The following is a 15,744-nucleotide window of genomic DNA, read 5'->3' on the forward strand; positions in this document are numbered from 1 at the left end:
GGGAAAAGGGAGTGAACGGAGAGAAATGGGCAAAAAATAACAAGGATTGGGCAACCCGGCCCGGTGAGCCTCCCCTATTGTAAGGACTCCACACACCAGAGAGGACCGAACATGACTAAGATTGCACTTATTACCGGCGCCAACCGCGGCCTTGGCCGTCAGACTGCACTGGATATCGCCCGCCAGGGTGGGGATGTCATCGTCACCTACCGCGGCAGTCTCGAACAGGCGGAAGCGGTGGTCGCCGACATCCGCGCCCTGGGCCGCAAGGCCATCGCCCTACCGCTGGATATGGCGCAAACCGCCAGCTTCCCGGCCTTCGCCGACAGCCTCGGCAGCGCGCTGGCCAGCGTCTGGGGGCGGGCCACTTTCGACCACCTGATCAATAACGCAGGGCACGGCGAATTCGCCCCGCTGGCCGAAACGCGCGAAGCGCAGTTCGACGGGCTGTTTAACGTCCACGTTAAGGGGGTATTTTTCCTCGTACAAACCCTGCTGCCGCTGCTGGCAGACGGCGGGCGGATCGTTAACTTTTCCTCCGGGCTGACCCGCGTCTCCTATCCTGGCTTCTCCGCCTACGCCGCCGCCAAAGCGGCTGTGGAGATGCTGAGCGTGTACATGGCCCGCGAGCTGGGCGGGCGCGGCATCACCGTCAATACCATCGCCCCCGGCGCTATCGCCACCGATTTTGGCGGTGGGCTGGTGCGGGACGACGCAGAGGTAAACGCGCAGTTTGCCGCCATGACGGCGCTGGGACGGGTGGGCGTTCCCGAGGATATTGGGCCGATGATCGCCAGCCTGCTACGCGACGATAACCGCTGGGTGACCGCCCAGCGGATCGAGGTGTCGGGCGGACAAACCATCTGACGACTCAGGCTGGCAGGATGCGCTCCAGCGCCAGGCCTGCCAGCCGCACGGTCTCCAGAAGACGCGGCAGACTATCCCCTTCCCGCGCTTTCGCCGACAGGCCAAGCATCAGCGTATCCATATAGTCAGTCACCCGCAGCGCGTCCTGCGGGCGATGGCGGGCGATATACTGCTGGATTTTGGCTCTTGCCGCAGCATGCCATTCGCCTGCCGCCACCCGGGCATCAGCATCCTGACAATGTACCCCCTCCAGTACCAGGCAGCCGGCGGCGGCCGGATCGGCCACATAGCGGCGAGCCGCCTCCTGCAGTACGGCGATGAGCGACGCCGCCACCGGCTGGTCGTCTCGCAGCAGGGCATCGATGGGAATGGCCCCGGTCTGGCTGTAGCGCTGCAGGACGCGGGTATACAGCCCGAGCTTGTTGCCGAAAGCAGCATAAAAGCTCGGGGGGTTGATGCCGAAAGCCTGGGTCAGATCGGCCACGCTCACCGCGTCGTAGCCTCGCGCGTGGAAGAGGCGTTGCGCCGTTTCAATGGCCTGTTCCGCATCAAACTGGCGGGGACGTCCCGGAGTGCGCCCTGGTTTTGTAGTGGTCACTATATTAATCCTTGACAGCCTGTTTTGCCGCAGCATATTGTAATCATCACTACAATATCATGAGGTGTGGGATATGACAGCGTTTCACAACAAATCAGTGCTGGTTTTAGGCGGGAGTCGGGGAATTGGCGCGGCGATCGTCAGGCGTTTTGTCGCCGATGGCGCGTCTGTGGTGTTTAGCTATTCCGGTTCGCCGCAAGCGGCCGAGCGGCTGGCGGCAGAGACCGGCAGCACGGCGGTGCAGGCGGACAGCGCCGATCGCGATGCGGTGATAAGCCTGGTCCGCGACAGCGGCCCGCTGGACGTGTTAGTGGTCAATGCCGGGATCGCGCTTTTCGGTGACGCTCTCGAGCAGGACAGCGATGCCATCGATCGCCTGTTCCGCATCAATATTCACGCCCCCTACCATGCCTCCGTCGAAGCGGCGCGCCGCATGCCGGAAGGCGGGCGCATTATTGTCATCGGCTCAGTCAATGGCGATCGCATGCCGTTGCCGGGAATGGCGGCCTATGCGCTCAGCAAATCGGCCCTGCAGGGGCTGGCGCGCGGCCTGGCGCGGGATTTTGGCCCGCGCGGCATCACGGTCAACGTCGTCCAGCCCGGCCCAATTGATACCGACGCCAACCCGGAGAACGGCCCGATGAAAGAGCTGATGCACAACTTTATGGCCATTAAGCGCCATGGCCGTCCGGAAGAGGTGGCGGGAATGGTGGCGTGGCTGGCCGGTCCGGAGGCGTCGTTTGTCACTGGCGCCATGCACACCATCGACGGAGCGTTTGGCGCCTGATACCTCAGGGCGGCGATGCGCGCTTTGCACCGCCGCCGCGGGAACGTCATCGCCTGTCAGGGATCATCAGGCCAGGCTATCGACCGCCATAAAAAAGCGATCTTCGGTAAGCATAAGCCGCGCTTCCGGGGACTGGTGCGCCTTGCGGATCATCCAGCCCTCCTCCGGGGCCAGGCTCAGATAAAACACCTCCCGGGATCCCGCGCCGTCGGGCGCCTCAAGACTCAGGGTCACGATCCCCTTTTCCACGCCATCCAACAGCTGCTGCGGCACGATATTGACGCTGCGCTCGCCGTTTTGCAGACGAATGGCCGGGATATCGTAGCGGCAGATGCCGCTGTTGAGGCTGTAGCCAAGGGTACTCAGGTCGTGGAGATGGCGGGTCGAAATCACCACCTCAATACCGGTTCCATCAAACCACTGACTTATCTGCTGAGCCAGCGCCGCCATCTGCTGACGAAACCTGGCGATATCCGCGGCGGCCGACCCGTCGAGGGCCGCTGTCCGCCGCGGATTTTGCTGTTGCTGCAGTTTCTTAAAAAAACGTTCCCTCGCTGTCACGTTATCTCCCTGTGCTGTGGTGAAGCCGCTGGGGCTGGATCAAGATGGTTATCGCCCGTTCGCTGGTTACGAAGATTGAGGGCGGGCTGGCGCGATGGCCCCGCCGCAAATGTTTGTTTTTTTTACGTTACTTCGCCGCTTCAGGCCTGAGCCGTAGCTGGTTGTGTTCGGCGGTGAAAATGCGCGGCTTGTCCGGATCCAATTCCTCACGCGCCAGCACCTGCTTCCAGGTATTTCTTTGTGTGTCCGGATGGCGGAACAGGCCGACAACCGCCACGAACGTCGCCTCCGCTTCCAGCGGCATATTCAGACTGGCGTCCCCTCCGGGACCGATCACCACATCGCGACTGGCGAGGAGATCGGCGGCGAGCAGAATATCCCCCTCCTCCAGCAGCTGCTGGTAAACCAGCCGGTCAAAGGTCTGGCGATCTTTAAGCTGATAGATGCGCACCACCACCGGTTCAGAGAGCGAGTGATTCTCTCTGGCATCGGTGTTGAGCGCTTCGCGCGCGGTAAAGTCCAGATGCAGCGTATTAATTTTCTTATAAAAAACGGCGTTGAAGGCAGACTTTGTTCCCTCCGAGACGCGCTGGGTGAGTCCGCATCCGCTCAGGCAAAGCGCAAGCAGGGGCAGCAGACAGGCGGTTTTAGTCAAACTTATACGTAACACGTCGGTTTCCTTGTAGAAAGGTGGCAGGCTGCAGGCCCGTATAGGTACCCAGCTCGGTGGTAAAGGTCTGAGGAATATCGTCCTCACTCTCGCCCTCACCCACGCCCAGCACGCCGTTCATACCGAGCCAGAACGGCTCGTCCCCCAGCGGCGGGACAGCCAGCAGTCGGGTCGGCACGGTCAGGGTGATGTTGGCCCGGAATCGCCAGCCGAGGTATACCCGCAGCAGGATGAGAAAGTCCCGAAACAGCGGGCCGTCAGGCTTCCAGCCCTGCGCCTCCGCGGGATTGTCGGTGGTAAGGGCGACGAGGAGCTGGCTGCTGGCATCCATCGCTTCGTCACCCAGCGGCGTATTGCCGTCCAGGAAGAAGTCGTCATCGCCGTAAAACCCCAGCGGCTGGCTGATCGCCACCGGACGCAGGCTGTACGGGCTCACCCTGACGGTGGTCTCCGGGGCCAGCAGGGTGACCAGCGCCTGGATCCCCTGCTGGGTTTTGCCCGGCTGACGCAGCACGCCGGTGAGCGCCAGAAAGCGCGACGCCGGCGAGGCGATATGCTGCGTCGTGCCGGGGATGCCCAGCCCCGCCAGGCCCAGTAGCGACTGCGAGAGACGATCGGTGCCGCCGGGCTCAAAGGTGGCGGGCCAGGAGTATTTCCGCCAGATGCGGTAAAACTGCGTCATGATCCGGTGGCTGAAGATATCCAGTAAGCCCTGCAGCGCTTCATGCCCTTCCCTGTGCTGGGCGATATCATCGAGATATGCCGTCGGGAGCGGCGAATCGACACCGTACAACCCCATAAAGGTGGTGCGAATGACCGGCGGCCTGCTGTCATCGGCCTCATCGTATTCCACGGCTTTCAGTTCGCTGGCGGGAAATCCCATTCCCGGATGCGGGTAAAAACGCACCGGATCGTCAGCCGGATGGCTGGTTCCCCCCATCAGCGGTTGGCCGGGACGCCGTTTTTCCAGAAGCTGGCAGAAGCGGTAAAAATTGATCCGCGGCAGGTCGGCCTCCAGTCGCGGGGTTAGCCGGGAATGCGGCGGCTGTGCTTCTCTTCCCATTCCAGTCGTTCTCCGGTTGGTTGCAGAATGATAATCAGGCGGTTGAACAAGTAGATATCGGTGTAGAGCGCGAAGAAGCGGCTAAGCATCTCGCCAAACAGGCATATATCGCCTCGTCCGGCAAAGCCGTGACAGTCGAGGGTGACTTCAATCTGCACGCCGCGCACCAGATGGCCCTGTGCAAAGCGCTCTGTTGCGCGGTGCTTCACGTCGAGGATGGCTTCCAGACGCCGACGATTCATCTCGCTGTCGGTCCATTCATACAGCGCCAGGGTGCCGCGCAGGACCTCCGCGTTATCCATCAGGGAAAGAAAACTGCTGCCCAGATGGCTCAGCACCCGCCAGTGAAAACGGTCCTGGGCGGGGGGATAGCACGGCAGCGTCGGCGCGCAGAGGTTACGCACTGCAATACTGGCGGAAGTGGTTTTCATCACCGTATCGAGCACGGTGCTCTGCAGCGCGCGACGCGGCAGCTGGCCGTTGGTTCCGGTGAGGGTCAGCGACAGGCTTTCATCTTCCGGTACGGTATGATTATCAAAGGCTTCTCCGCCGACGATAAGCCAGGTGTTGTACAGCCCGGAGGGGCCACGGCGCACCCGGGTATGATAGTAATAGTCCGCCGCGTCATGACGCATCATGCCGCCTTTGTGGCGAAAACTTGAGAACGGCGCGTAAACCTGCTGGTGTGAGGAGATCACGGAATCGACGGTGTAAATTTCGGTGTGGCCGTCCTGCACGCGCATCGGGCGCAGCGGGTATTCGGTCTGCAGGGAATTGATGGTCAGCGGATCGGACTCCAGCGGAAACAGGTTGATCACTGGCACGCAGTGCAGGCGCAGGTGCTTTTCGCTGAAGCGGAAGTCATGTTCCCAGCGTTCCGCCAGCACGACGTCGATTTCAAACCACGCCAGTCCGGCCGGAAAAACCACCGTCTCCAGCCCGCGCAGATCGATGAACATGAACTTTTCGCGGAAGGTAAAATACTCCAGCAGCAGCTGGTAACCGCGAAAACTGCGGCCATCTTCAGGCCAGAGGCCGTCATCCTCGCCAAATCCCAGCGCGCTGAAATACCCGTCCAGCGGCCTTCTGTCCACCTCATCGGGGATGCGCAGCCACATCCGGGCCACATTGAGGGTAAAGGCCTCGTGCATGGCGCAGGCCAGCGGCGCATCGGCGTTGCAGTACAGCGGGATATGACTGAGATCGACCCGGCGCCAGTCCGTCAGCTGGCTGCAGGTAAAGCGCAGCGTGATCACCGACCGGCCATCCGTATCGGTGGCCAGCTGGACGCGTTCCAGGGATAACGGCTGCAGAGCGATCGCTTTGGTGGTGGTGTACCGGCAGCGCGTGCCCTTTTCACCGATCGGCCGGGAAAGCACTTCAAAACCTTTGCCTATCGTCATCGATTCTTTCATTTCCGGCCAGTCGGGGGTGAACTCCACGACCGACATCGAGGGAATGGTACGTAAATAATGTGGCCACAGCAGACTGACCACGCCTTCGGTCAGCTCAGGCAGATCGTCATCGAGTTTCTCGCGCATGCGGCCCATCAGGAAGGCAAAACCTTCAAACAGGCGCTCGACAAAGGGGTCGCGAGCGCCCGCTTTGTCGAGATTGAGCATTGCCGCCTGCTCAGGATGAGCGCGGGCAAACTCTTCACCCGCTTCCAGCAGGTAGCGCATTTCAGCGTCGTAATAACGCAGGGTTAAATCGTCCATAAATCACCAGAATGAGTAATAGCTTTCAGATATGCAGAGAACCGCAGGTGCAGGGAGTGCAATGTGAATGATGCGTGAATTATGCGCACAGCACCGCGGCGCGAGCAGGATCCAGAGCGATGAGCCCGGCAAGCAATGACTCCATTTCTGGCAGCAAGCGATTTTTTTCTGCCTCACTGCGCCCGGCCTTGCCTCTGAGCAGCCGGAGTCGGCGGGCTTTGACCTCAAAGATAAGCTCCGGCTTCCATTGTTCGAGCGTCATTTCCCGGGCTCGGCTGTCGAGTTCCGCCAGCAGATGCAGCGCCATTTCATTTTTTCCGTACTGCTCGCTGACCCGCGCCATCAGTAAGCGCATCAGCCACCGATTGCGGCTGGTGGTATAGCCCGGCTGCGCCTGTAACCAGTTCAGCGCCGACTCAATACCTTCATCGTCCGCGCGGGTGAGCACTTCTGGCTCCAGCGACAGCACCTCATCAGCGGTGGTCGCCGCCATTACCGGCTCATCTTGCCATCCGGCCATCTCATCCAGGACACGTTCGTTAAGCCAGTTGAGCGTCACTTCATCGGCGAATGGCGTACCATCGTTAAACGCCAGGGTTTCCAGCCCCGGCAGACGAGCCAGCAGCCCTTTCATATCCCGGCACAGGATATCGGCCCGTACACTGTCAGCATCCAGTTTCAGCAACGCCTGCCAGGCGTACCACTGCACATCCAGCCATAGATGGTTGACGCCTTGCGCCAACAGCGTGTCCGTATGCTCCAGCAGTTCCGACCAGCTTTTCTGTAAATACAACCGCTTAAGATGGGCTTTACTCTCAGGCTTGGGAGGCAATAGCCGTGTCCGGCCGGAGGCATCCAGCGGCGGTAACTCCGTTAACGTATCCCAACGCACACTCTTCATCAGATGATGACCTGCCAGCCATCCGCCGGGACACTCGCGCAGATATTTCGCCAGCACCTTAGCCTGATCGAGCAAATCACGACCTGACGTGACGGTATGCATTACCGGTGCGGTGTCCGTATGTTGGGGTAGCAGATCGTGTTCTTCGCGGCTGGTCTGCGGCACCAGACTGTGGGCTCCGCCGCTTTGCACCAGGCGGTTCTCCAGTATCTGATATAGCCCGGAAAGATCGGGGCGAGATGCTTCAGCCAAGCCGGAAAAAGTGGCTTCCGCCAGCAATAACGCCCCGATAATGACCTGCATAGTGGTCATGTCGACTTCCGGATAAAGAGACAGACTGTCCGACATCCGGCGACTGCCAAGCCATTCCAGCGCTGATTTACAGCTACGTTCACGCTGGGGATGGAGCATAGCCCCAAACCGCTCAAGCATTGCCGCCAGCAGCGTAATGCCCTCCGCCAGACCGGTTTCGCCATCCCGCTGCAGACGCGCCCACACGTAAAAGGTGATCACGCGCAGATCCTTGCAGGTCTGAGTCAGCAGTTTTTCTGCCAGCTGGCAAATCAGTTCGGTATCGACACCGGAGATCTTATTGACCTCATCGCGGATACGCTGAAAATCATCGTCATAGCCCGGATCGTCCCCGGTTGGTTGGGCGTCACTGATTGGCGCAAGCCAGGACTGCCACTGCGCCTGACGTGACCGGGCCTGCTGTTGCAGTACGCTTTCATCCAACTGACTGGCGGCAACCAAATTTTGTAAAATGCTCATAATTCCATCTCATCCATGTCACTATTCCCTACCCCCGTCGTCAGGTCCTGTGCGCTCTCAGCCGCATCGACAGTGAAAATCTGATCCGGCAGGGTCAATCCGCGCAGCGTCAGAAGCACCAGCGGGCCGCTCCCAAGCTGGGAGCGCAATACCCACTGCAGGGTGCGGCCATCCGGAGCGGAGAAGCTCATCATCCACTGGCTGCGATCCAGCGGATGGCGTTTACCCTGCTCCAGCCAGCGAATAAAGCCCCAGGTACCGCTGTAGTCACCGAACAGACGCGTGCCCGCATTGACGGTGGTCCAGGTCAGCAGAGTGCCGGGTTTATACGTCTCCCCCGGCCAGCGGAAAGTCTGCCAGTCGGCCATCTGATTGAAATAACGCAACTTTTGGCCGTCTATCGTCAGCTGTGTCTCGACAACCTCCGGGGCAGGCCTGGCCTGTAACTCAAAGCTGATCCCCTGGCTGCCGTCGGTGAAAAGAATGTCGGACAGCTGGCTTAGCTGGTTGATCGCGCGCAGAAAGGCCGGATTAAAGACCAGGCCGTGACTGTTGACCTTATCCGGCACCCACTGACTGCCTTCTTTATGCAGGACACCGTTCAGCTCCGTCGTGAGAAAACGTTCGATTCGCCCGCTGTCTTTGCGCACAAACTCAGCCAGCATCGGCAGGGAGGCGTCGCTTTTGCTGGCGGCAAACGGAAAGCGTCCGTCAAAGGCGGTGTGCCAGTTGGCGACCACCGAGCGGCGCCATTTATCATTCAGACTGGCCGCCGACGGCAGAAGCACGGTTTCCCATGCCTGGGTCAGCGGTTGCACAAACAGAGTGTTGCCGAAGCCACTCCACTCTTCGCCAAGGCTTGCCGAAATCAGGCTACCGTACTGTTGCGTGTCGGTCAGGTCGACGCTTTTCCCCTGGAAGACGGTCTGCGCCAGGACCTGCATCATTTCCTGCGGATCGGAAGCATTCGCAACCTGCTGCAGGCGCAGGCGCACGCGGGTGATACGGGTCAGATAGGTTTGCAGGCTCAGGGTGCTATCGGCCGACATGACGTTGCTGCCCGTGTTTTTCCCCATCAGCTGGAGCAGTGGGCCGAACGTGTCATCCAGAGGCCCCTGCGGGCCGGCTGCCGACTGGTCGATGACCGGCTTGTCTTTCCCGCCCACCAGATCTTTGGCCGATTTAATAAGGCTGTCCGACAGCCCCTCCCTTTGTTGCCCCGCCTGCCCCTGCCAGGCAAGGGTATTCATCAGGGCAATCAGCGGCGACTGGCGGACATCGCTTATCAGCGTGAGCTGGTCGGTAACATCGGCAATGGTGGTCGCCGGATTAAGTCGCAGACTGTTGAGAAAATTCAGCCAGCTGCCGGCGAAATCGGTGAAGTAGCGTCGGGTCAGACGCGCTTTCAGCGCCTCCGGCGACAGGTCTGTCGACATCGTTTTGCGCGAATCGCTCAGCACCCAGTCGATTTCCTCCCGGCGCGAGCTGGCTGCCTTATCAATGGCCTGCTGAATGCCGCCTTCCCATGCCTGGCGGGTAAACATCCCCGGGACCACTTCATCGGTGGTAAACAGGCGGCGCGCGTCGGTGCCACTGGTCATGTCTTCCAGCGACACATCGGCAAAATTACGACGCACGGATTTGAGCATGTTCTCATATAAGGTGCTTTCGGCATTGCGGCGACCTAGCTGCTGCAACAGAACCTGACGGCTCTGACTCACCCGTTGCGCATCCGGGATGATCTTCCACTCTGGCCGCTCGGGCAGCAGGGAGAGATAAAAGGCCCACAAATCCGGCGCCAGACTTTGCCACAGACCGGTCGAGATCCCCATTCGCGTCGGCTGGACCGTTTTCATGGTCTGCGCGAAAAATGCGCCATCGGCTTTATCCGGACGAGCCATCATCAGCCAGGCTTTCAGCTGGTCATAGCCCGGTTTCGCCAGCCTGGCTCGTTGGTCGCTATTGGGGGCGGAGTTGACCAGCGCGCTGAGCGCCTGCTGCAACGCGGCATTGGCCGGGTCACGTATCAGGCGATGATTTGCCACACCGTACCAGGGCAGGACGGCGTTTAATAGTTGCTGATGATGGTCCAGACCAAAGCGCCGATACCAGGGCGCTCCCTTCTGCCCATCGTGCACGAGACGGCCGGCCTCATTGCGCAGGGCATGGAGGGCCGTCAGTTGATAGTCAGAAACGGAGGGGTGGGCCACCAGGTCGCGGGCTTTTCCCGCTACCGAAGCAATCTGACTGTAATTGAGGGCAAAGGAGAGCAGCAGTCCCGCCGCCCACAGGCCGAAGATGGCCAGCAGACCGCACACCAGGCCCCGCTCCCATGCCATTCCCACGTGATGCCCGCGTAAACGGCGGCAGTCATCGACGATCCCCTGCCAGGTGGCGGGCAGCGTCAGGAGGTGAGGCTGGCTCGTAGGCAGGGCATCAGCTTCCTGATACGGATCTACGGTACGAGGCTCTGGCAGGCTAAACATCAGGCCTCGCAGCGCAAGCCGCTGCCGCGAGGCGGTCAGCCACGGCGCCAGCTGCCGGCGCCATTGTGCGATCTCCCCGTCGATAAGCTGCTGCCCCAGACGCAGCAGGAAGTCGTGGCGGGTATCTGCTGCGATCTGGTGCATCCCCTGCTCCCGTAGCGTCGGCAACATCTGCGCAAGCTGACGGGCGACATCTTCCTCAGTGGCGCGCAACGGGAAGCTAACCCCTACCGCCTGCACCGCGCGGTCAGCCTGCGGCCACTCACTGTCGCACAGTTTCCATAACCAGACCGGGGCGGCATAGCCCAGCAGTTCGCTGATTTTTTCCAGCCCGTGCAGGTCGCTCTCGCTTATCTGCGGCGTCAGGGTGAGAGACGACGGCATCACCCGCACAATCCCGTCCAGAGGACGGCCACGGCGCAGCTTGCGCAGCGCGGCATATTGCTCACTGTCGGGCTCGGAGAGCAGACTGCCGCCGTAAATCAGAACGGTACGCTGGCCCTCCAGCCAGCGCTGCTGGCGCAGACCAGGTACCAGGTGTTCGATTGCTGCATCGTCCCCGGTGACTAAAAGCAGGCGGACTTTGCGGCGCCAGCGCAGGCGGTAACGTGCGTGAAGGTGCTTTTTCAGCGGGGCATAAAGGGCTTCGCGCCCGGCGGGCCTGGTGGGTTGCCGCACAGGCGCTGCTGAAGGCTTAACCTTATCTTTTATCAGCAGTCGAAAGGCCATAAACCCCAGTACCAGCAGGCTGAGTGCCATCCCCCAGATAATAAAGCCCGTGGCGATAAGCGGGCGCAGCGTTTCCCACTGCGTAGCACGATCCATCGCCCATAGCCACCATGCCAGCCCGCCCAGGAGCACCAGAAGCGTGACCGCAGCAATACAGACGATAACCGTAGCCGCCACAGAGATAGCTGCAGGTTTATTGACGTTGTCCATCAGGTTTTACAATTCCAATTGCGAGGGTATTCAAGGGATCGCGGGCTAGCCAGCCACACGGTTGTTGGTAGTGCGCGGCGTAGAACGCCGCCAGCGACAGAACGGTCAAGCCTTCCATCTCGCCGATGTCTCCCCAACAGGCATCCTGGCGATACAGGTTGATATCCCAACCGCTGTGCGCCAGCGCTTCCAGTCCCGGCTGAAAAAACAGCGCACAGGCTTCCGGGGGGCCGCTCAGTTCGTTCTGCACCAGCACACGAGCGGCTACAGCAGTCAGGGCCTCCCCTTTTTCTGCGCAATAGGTTTCCCCCCTGGTCAGGTGCACCGGACCGCCCCGTCCGGCGAGCCACAGTACCGCAGACTCTCCGGCGGGTTGCACGGCCCCCGGCTGGGCGACAACCACCTGACATCCGGCGATAAGCACAGTGTCATGGGGGTCAGCTTCCGCCAGAGCGTGTGCTATCTCCGCGAGGCTGGCCTCCCCACGCCAGGCATCCGGGCGTGAGGGTAGTGTCATCTGCGCAACAGTGAGGGTCATCTGTGCACGAAACGCCTGCCAGGCGAGCTCCGTTCCCTGCCAGTAGCAACGCAGCGGCGGCGTAAGCGTTCTTTCACTGCGCTGTCGTTGCCATTCCATCACCAGTAGTTCCGCCAGCCGTTTTTCGCGGGCGATAGCCTCAGAAACTGAAAGGTATGGCGCTCGCAGCGCCCTGCCGCCGCCCTCGTTCTCTTCCTCTGGCGGACGCTGGTGACGGCTTAGCACCCGCAGCCAGTCAGTGGTCGTTTTGCCCATGGGCCCCAGTAACAGACCTTCCTGTAACCCGATCGGCTGCCGATGCTCCGCCCACCATTGCTGTTGTTCGTATGCCACCAGTTGGTCATAGAACCTGGCGTTATGCACGCTCATGCGGTAGTACAGCAGCCGGATCAACCAGCCGGTACCTGCCAGCACCAGAGCCAACAGGATCCCGGTGGCGGCCAGGGCGCTTTTCCCTTCTGACGAGGCAAGTAAAGCGCTGACCCCGCCGCTAAGCAGGACCAGCAGGGCCGAAGCCGATAGCCACCTGGCCGTACCAGGCGGTCGCGCGTCTCCGTACGGGGGATACTCCGGTACCGGCCTCACTGATCAACCCCGCAGTCTGGGTTAGAGCTGACCAGCGTGCAGCCGCAGGCGCAGCGATGACCGTGCAGCGCAACCGGCTGGCCATCAATCGTTGTTCGTGCGCTGCCTTCAGCAATGGTCGTCATACCGTGTTTGTTACACTTGACCGGGTCGCCCTTGCAGGCGAACCCCAGACCAAAACACTGATAATGCCCCATCAGCACCCTGCCCCCATACTCCCGCAGGGTATCGCCTTTGCGAATGACTTTATTCATTGGATCCTCCTTATCCGCGTTCAGACCGTTGTCGTCAGAACGTCCTCCAGCCAGCTGGCCGGCAGCGCGGCTTGCCCCCGCGCCAGCTGCTCGTCCGCTTTCCGCGCCTTTTGCTGTGCGACAACGGTTCCCGGCTCGTGGGTAAATGCCCGCAGCTGCGCCCCTCCGGGCAGCTCCGGCAGCGCTTCCCCGGTTATCTTGTCCAGCACCGCCACCTCCAGCGAGCGCACGGCGCCTGTCGCAGCCAGCCCGGCCAGCTTGCCGGTCAGGCGCTTTTGCCGGAAACTGAGCACGACGCCCGCGGTCACGGTCGCAAAACCCACCAGGTCTCCGGCGAGCACCAGCGGCGAGAGCGGTTTACTGCAGCGCTCGCTGAAGTAAATCATCCGGTAGCGGAAGTAGCCGGTCCACATCTCGCGCGTGCCGAGCGCGGCATACATAAACCAGGCGCGTGAGTCATGCACCTGATCATCAAACAGCGCCCTCACCAGCCCGGCAGGCTGCTCCGCGTTGCTGGCCTCCCCGGCATCGGGAAAGAGGACGGCCACCCGGGCCTCTCCGTCACGCTTCATGCGCCGGTATTCCTGCGCTTCATCATCGGTATTCAGAATGAAAATCACCGGCTGCAGCACGGTATCCAGCACCAGCTGCGCCAGGTTATCCGGGATACGGTAACCGTCGTGGTAATCCTTTCCGAACTCCTTCGCCGCGTCGAACAGCTGGGTTTGATCCATCTTTGGGTCAAAATCCTTCACGCCCGGCTGCAGAACCAGCTCATCCATCCTGTCAGGAGGCTGGTTTGCTATCTGGTTCTGGCGAGCACTGAGCACCTTCTCCTGTTCTTTATCACGAATCACTTCTGCCGCCTTCCGCGCGGCAGGCAGCGCTTCGGTATTCGTGGCGCGCTGATAGAAGGGCGTTTTCAGCATCGAGCCTCTGGCATAGCGGTCGATGCGCCAGGCGGTGATCCAGGCCATCTGCTCAGCAATGACGGTTTCCAGACTGCCGCCGGCGGCAGGTGGTTCGTAGTGAGAGGCTGCATCGGGATCGAACGTTTTCGGCGTGGTTTGGCCCAGGGTAAGTTCGCGCCAGGCGTTGAAGCGTGATATTAATTCCGGTGCAGCGACAAAATCTCTAATTTGCTCAGCATCAAGAGCGCGCCAACTATCCTTTCTTAAACTCTCCGGTAAACTAAATTTATTGACTTTCAGTGGCGCGCCAGCAGAAAAAGCGCTTGAATACAGGTCATGCAACACTATTTGTGACAACAGATAGCCATCATGTTTAGCATTCGCCTTCCCCTGATCCCCCGGTGGATACCCTCCACCAATATCCGAGTGCATTCCCGGGTAAACCACCTCAGTGGCACAGGGCGGGTATTTGCCGTTTGCCCGGCGCACAGAGTCCAGCGGAAAGCAGAGACGCTGCTCATGCCCGGAGACCAGGTGAACACATTTTTTTATCAGCCCGCCATAGGTTTCATCATCCGGCAGCTCCATCGTGCCGTCTGCCCAGGACATATGCCCGTCGGCAACCGGCACCACATGCGCCACCCCAACGGAGGCCACCGTATCCAGCAGCCCGAGAAACTCCACGCTGACGGGCAGCTGCATCCCGCCTGTCTGCAGGCACTGCGGCGGTTTTTCACCTTCCGCCGCCGGCGGGGGCAGCAGTTCGCTCAGCCAGCGCACAAAGGTGCGCGCCGCTGCCGCGCCGCGGGAAAAACCATAGACATACAGCTTGATGCCTGTCAGTTTCGGCTTGCCCGGCTCAGGCTGAATAATCAGGGGCTTCAAATCAGAGGCCAAATCATTCAGCAAACGAGTGAACTCTTCATAGCGGTTATGGCTGCCGCCAAACCACAGCCGGTTCCAGCTGGTACCCATTTTTTTGAGGGATTCACGGCTGGCTCCTTCGGACAGCTTTATGCTGTTGTTTTCCTTGTCCTTACTCAGGCGCATTAGCACATCAATAATCCGCAGCAGCGCCCAGTTAATCCGCTCCTCACCCTTTGCTGCCCCCACCAGACCCATGGTGGAATAGTCCGGGTCATTCACTTCCGGGAACGGGGTGCCCACGCCGGGAATATAAAACTTGAAGTATTTTCCGCCACTGTCTTTTACCGCATCCAGTGGCATCTTTTTGGTATCAGTGACGCCGCCGGCGGTGCCGTCGCCAATGGTGGCACGAAACAAACGCGCGATATTGGTCGGGTGCTTCGGGTCAGACAGCAGCAGGTCATTGTTCAGGTTATTACCCGTACCGTCGAAAAACAGGCTGATGTGCAGCGTCTTGCAGCACGGCGGCTCCACGCGCCGTCCGGCAGCCAGACACAGTTCCTGGTGATAGCGCCGCTCGTCGCTGTTCTGCTGATGGCAGTTCTGCCCAACCTGCAGCGCCCGGCCCGGCAGACGTCCCTGCGGCGGAAACGGCGGCGGGACCCAGGCGGCATGGGTTTCGGTTATTTCGGACATACGGCGGGCTCCTTCATCCTGACGGGCTCTTTTATCGGGTACGACGGACTGCCGTAGGTGTAACAGCTGGTGGTCACCTTCACGTCATCGCAGGGTAAAAAGTGCACCGTAATGCCGCACACATCCTGGCCGTTATAGTCGGGCAGCGGAACGGTTTGGCTGTGCTGGCGTTTTTGGGCATCAATGTCTGCTATCCAGGCTTTATATTTAGCCCTGTCAGCAAACCCCGGGAAACCCGCAGATGAACCCTGCCCGGTTTCCCAGTCAACGCGCACCGTCATACCCGGCGTCCAGCGGGCGGGCACGCTGAAGCAGCAGCCGCCTCCGCCCCCCTGAAACGGGCCTATTGAATCGATACCCGACTGGCCATTGATACTGAAGTGGTTAATTGCCCATTTGGTGTGGTTGATGGCGTCAATGGTGCCGCCGCCTCCGGCCTGTGCGGCAGGCTGTGCACAGCCGGTTAACAGCAGCAGACCCGCCAGCAGCGGGCTGATTAATGCAGATTTCATCGGACTCTCCCTGTCGGTTT

Annotated in this window: 13 protein-coding genes; 2 read left to right on the top strand and 11 right to left on the bottom strand. The window is 60.6% G+C overall.

The features are described from left to right. Positions 1–111 precede the first annotated feature (111 nt). Entirely contained in the window at positions 112–867 is a 756-nt protein-coding gene (locus ACR809_RS14195) for an SDR family NAD(P)-dependent oxidoreductase (RefSeq protein WP_004151596.1), read from the top strand. 4 nt (positions 868–871) lie between these two features. On the opposite strand, the gene ACR809_RS14200 is transcribed toward ACR809_RS14195, so the two are convergent. Continuing rightward, on the bottom strand, positions 872–1,465 hold the full coding sequence (locus ACR809_RS14200; protein ID WP_032419042.1) for a TetR/AcrR family transcriptional regulator: 594 nt from the start codon (positions 1,463–1,465) through the stop codon (positions 872–874). 73 nt (positions 1,466–1,538) lie between these two features. Between ACR809_RS14200 and bdcA the strand changes: the two genes are divergently transcribed. Then, complete coding sequence (gene bdcA, locus ACR809_RS14205; protein WP_048265466.1) at positions 1,539–2,252, top strand: SDR family oxidoreductase; 714 nt, start codon at positions 1,539–1,541, stop codon at positions 2,250–2,252. A 66-nt stretch (positions 2,253–2,318) separates the two neighbouring features. Here bdcA and ACR809_RS14210 read toward each other — a convergent pair whose 3' ends face one another. The 10 genes from ACR809_RS14210 to tli1 form a co-directional block, all read right to left on the bottom strand. Further along, positions 2,319–2,813: a hypothetical protein gene (locus tag ACR809_RS14210; RefSeq protein WP_004179572.1), complete on the bottom strand. Its 495-nt coding sequence runs from the start codon at positions 2,811–2,813 to the stop codon at positions 2,319–2,321. Between the two features lie 127 nt (positions 2,814–2,940). Continuing rightward, a complete protein-coding gene (gene tssJ / locus ACR809_RS14215) occupies positions 2,941–3,483 on the bottom strand; it encodes a type VI secretion system lipoprotein TssJ (protein ID WP_004176417.1) in 543 nt (180 codons plus the stop codon). After that, positions 3,461–4,546: a type VI secretion system baseplate subunit TssG gene (tssG, locus tag ACR809_RS14220; protein ID WP_023283613.1), complete on the bottom strand. Its 1,086-nt coding sequence runs from the start codon at positions 4,544–4,546 to the stop codon at positions 3,461–3,463. Before tssG ends, tssJ begins: the two co-directional genes overlap by 23 nt. Continuing rightward, a complete protein-coding gene (tssF, locus tag ACR809_RS14225; protein WP_122051363.1) occupies positions 4,510–6,264 on the bottom strand; it encodes a type VI secretion system baseplate subunit TssF in 1,755 nt (584 codons plus the stop codon). Before tssF ends, tssG begins: the two co-directional genes overlap by 37 nt. Positions 6,265–6,343: 79 nt before the next feature. Continuing rightward, positions 6,344–7,936 carry a type VI secretion system protein TssA gene (gene tssA, locus ACR809_RS14230; protein WP_122051364.1) on the bottom strand — a complete coding sequence of 531 codons (1,593 nt, stop codon included), beginning with the start codon at positions 7,934–7,936 and terminating at the stop codon, positions 6,344–6,346. Next, positions 7,933–11,361: an ImcF-related family protein gene (locus ACR809_RS14235; RefSeq protein WP_122051365.1), complete on the bottom strand. Its 3,429-nt coding sequence runs from the start codon at positions 11,359–11,361 to the stop codon at positions 7,933–7,935. The genes tssA and ACR809_RS14235 overlap by 4 nt, the downstream gene beginning before the upstream one ends. Beyond that, a complete protein-coding gene (locus tag ACR809_RS14240) occupies positions 11,345–12,484 on the bottom strand; it encodes a hypothetical protein (RefSeq protein ID WP_122051366.1) in 1,140 nt (379 codons plus the stop codon). The genes ACR809_RS14235 and ACR809_RS14240 overlap by 17 nt, the downstream gene beginning before the upstream one ends. Next, positions 12,481–12,738, bottom strand: coding sequence for a PAAR domain-containing protein (locus ACR809_RS14245; RefSeq protein WP_002902252.1), 258 nt, complete (start codon positions 12,736–12,738; stop codon positions 12,481–12,483). The genes ACR809_RS14240 and ACR809_RS14245 overlap by 4 nt, the downstream gene beginning before the upstream one ends. A gap of 20 nt (positions 12,739–12,758) precedes the next feature. After that, positions 12,759–15,212 carry a T6SS phospholipase effector Tle1-like catalytic domain-containing protein gene (locus tag ACR809_RS14250; RefSeq protein ID WP_122051367.1) on the bottom strand — a complete coding sequence of 818 codons (2,454 nt, stop codon included), beginning with the start codon at positions 15,210–15,212 and terminating at the stop codon, positions 12,759–12,761. Beyond that, positions 15,200–15,724, bottom strand: a complete 525-nt coding sequence (gene tli1 / locus ACR809_RS14255; protein ID WP_025862318.1) for a T6SS immunity phospholipase A1-binding lipoprotein Tli1-KP — start codon at positions 15,722–15,724, stop codon at positions 15,200–15,202. The genes ACR809_RS14250 and tli1 overlap by 13 nt, the downstream gene beginning before the upstream one ends. Positions 15,725–15,744: the final 20 nt, after the last annotated feature.

Source organism: Klebsiella sp. CD33 (assembly GCF_051992865.1).
Classification (GTDB): Bacteria; Pseudomonadota; Gammaproteobacteria; order Enterobacterales; family Enterobacteriaceae; genus Klebsiella; species Klebsiella pneumoniae.

Bases quoted from the DNA above. Each gene is read 5' to 3' on its own strand.
- tssF (WP_122051363.1), bottom strand. From the start codon at position 6,264: ATGGACGATTTAACCCTGCGTTATTACGACGCTGAAATGCGCTACCTG.
- tssA (WP_122051364.1), bottom strand. From the start codon at position 7,936: ATGAGCATTTTACAAAATTTGGTTGCCGCCAGTCAGTTGGATGAAAGC.
- ACR809_RS14250 (WP_122051367.1), bottom strand. From the start codon at position 15,212: ATGTCCGAAATAACCGAAACCCATGCCGCCTGGGTCCCGCCGCCGTTT.
- ACR809_RS14195 (WP_004151596.1), top strand. From the start codon at position 112: ATGACTAAGATTGCACTTATTACCGGCGCCAACCGCGGCCTTGGCCGT.
- tli1 (WP_025862318.1), bottom strand. From the start codon at position 15,724: ATGAAATCTGCATTAATCAGCCCGCTGCTGGCGGGTCTGCTGCTGTTA.
- ACR809_RS14245 (WP_002902252.1), bottom strand. From the start codon at position 12,738: ATGAATAAAGTCATTCGCAAAGGCGATACCCTGCGGGAGTATGGGGGC.
- ACR809_RS14235 (WP_122051365.1), bottom strand. From the start codon at position 11,361: ATGGACAACGTCAATAAACCTGCAGCTATCTCTGTGGCGGCTACGGTT.
- bdcA (WP_048265466.1), top strand. From the start codon at position 1,539: ATGACAGCGTTTCACAACAAATCAGTGCTGGTTTTAGGCGGGAGTCGG.
- tssG (WP_023283613.1), bottom strand. From the start codon at position 4,546: ATGGGAAGAGAAGCACAGCCGCCGCATTCCCGGCTAACCCCGCGACTG.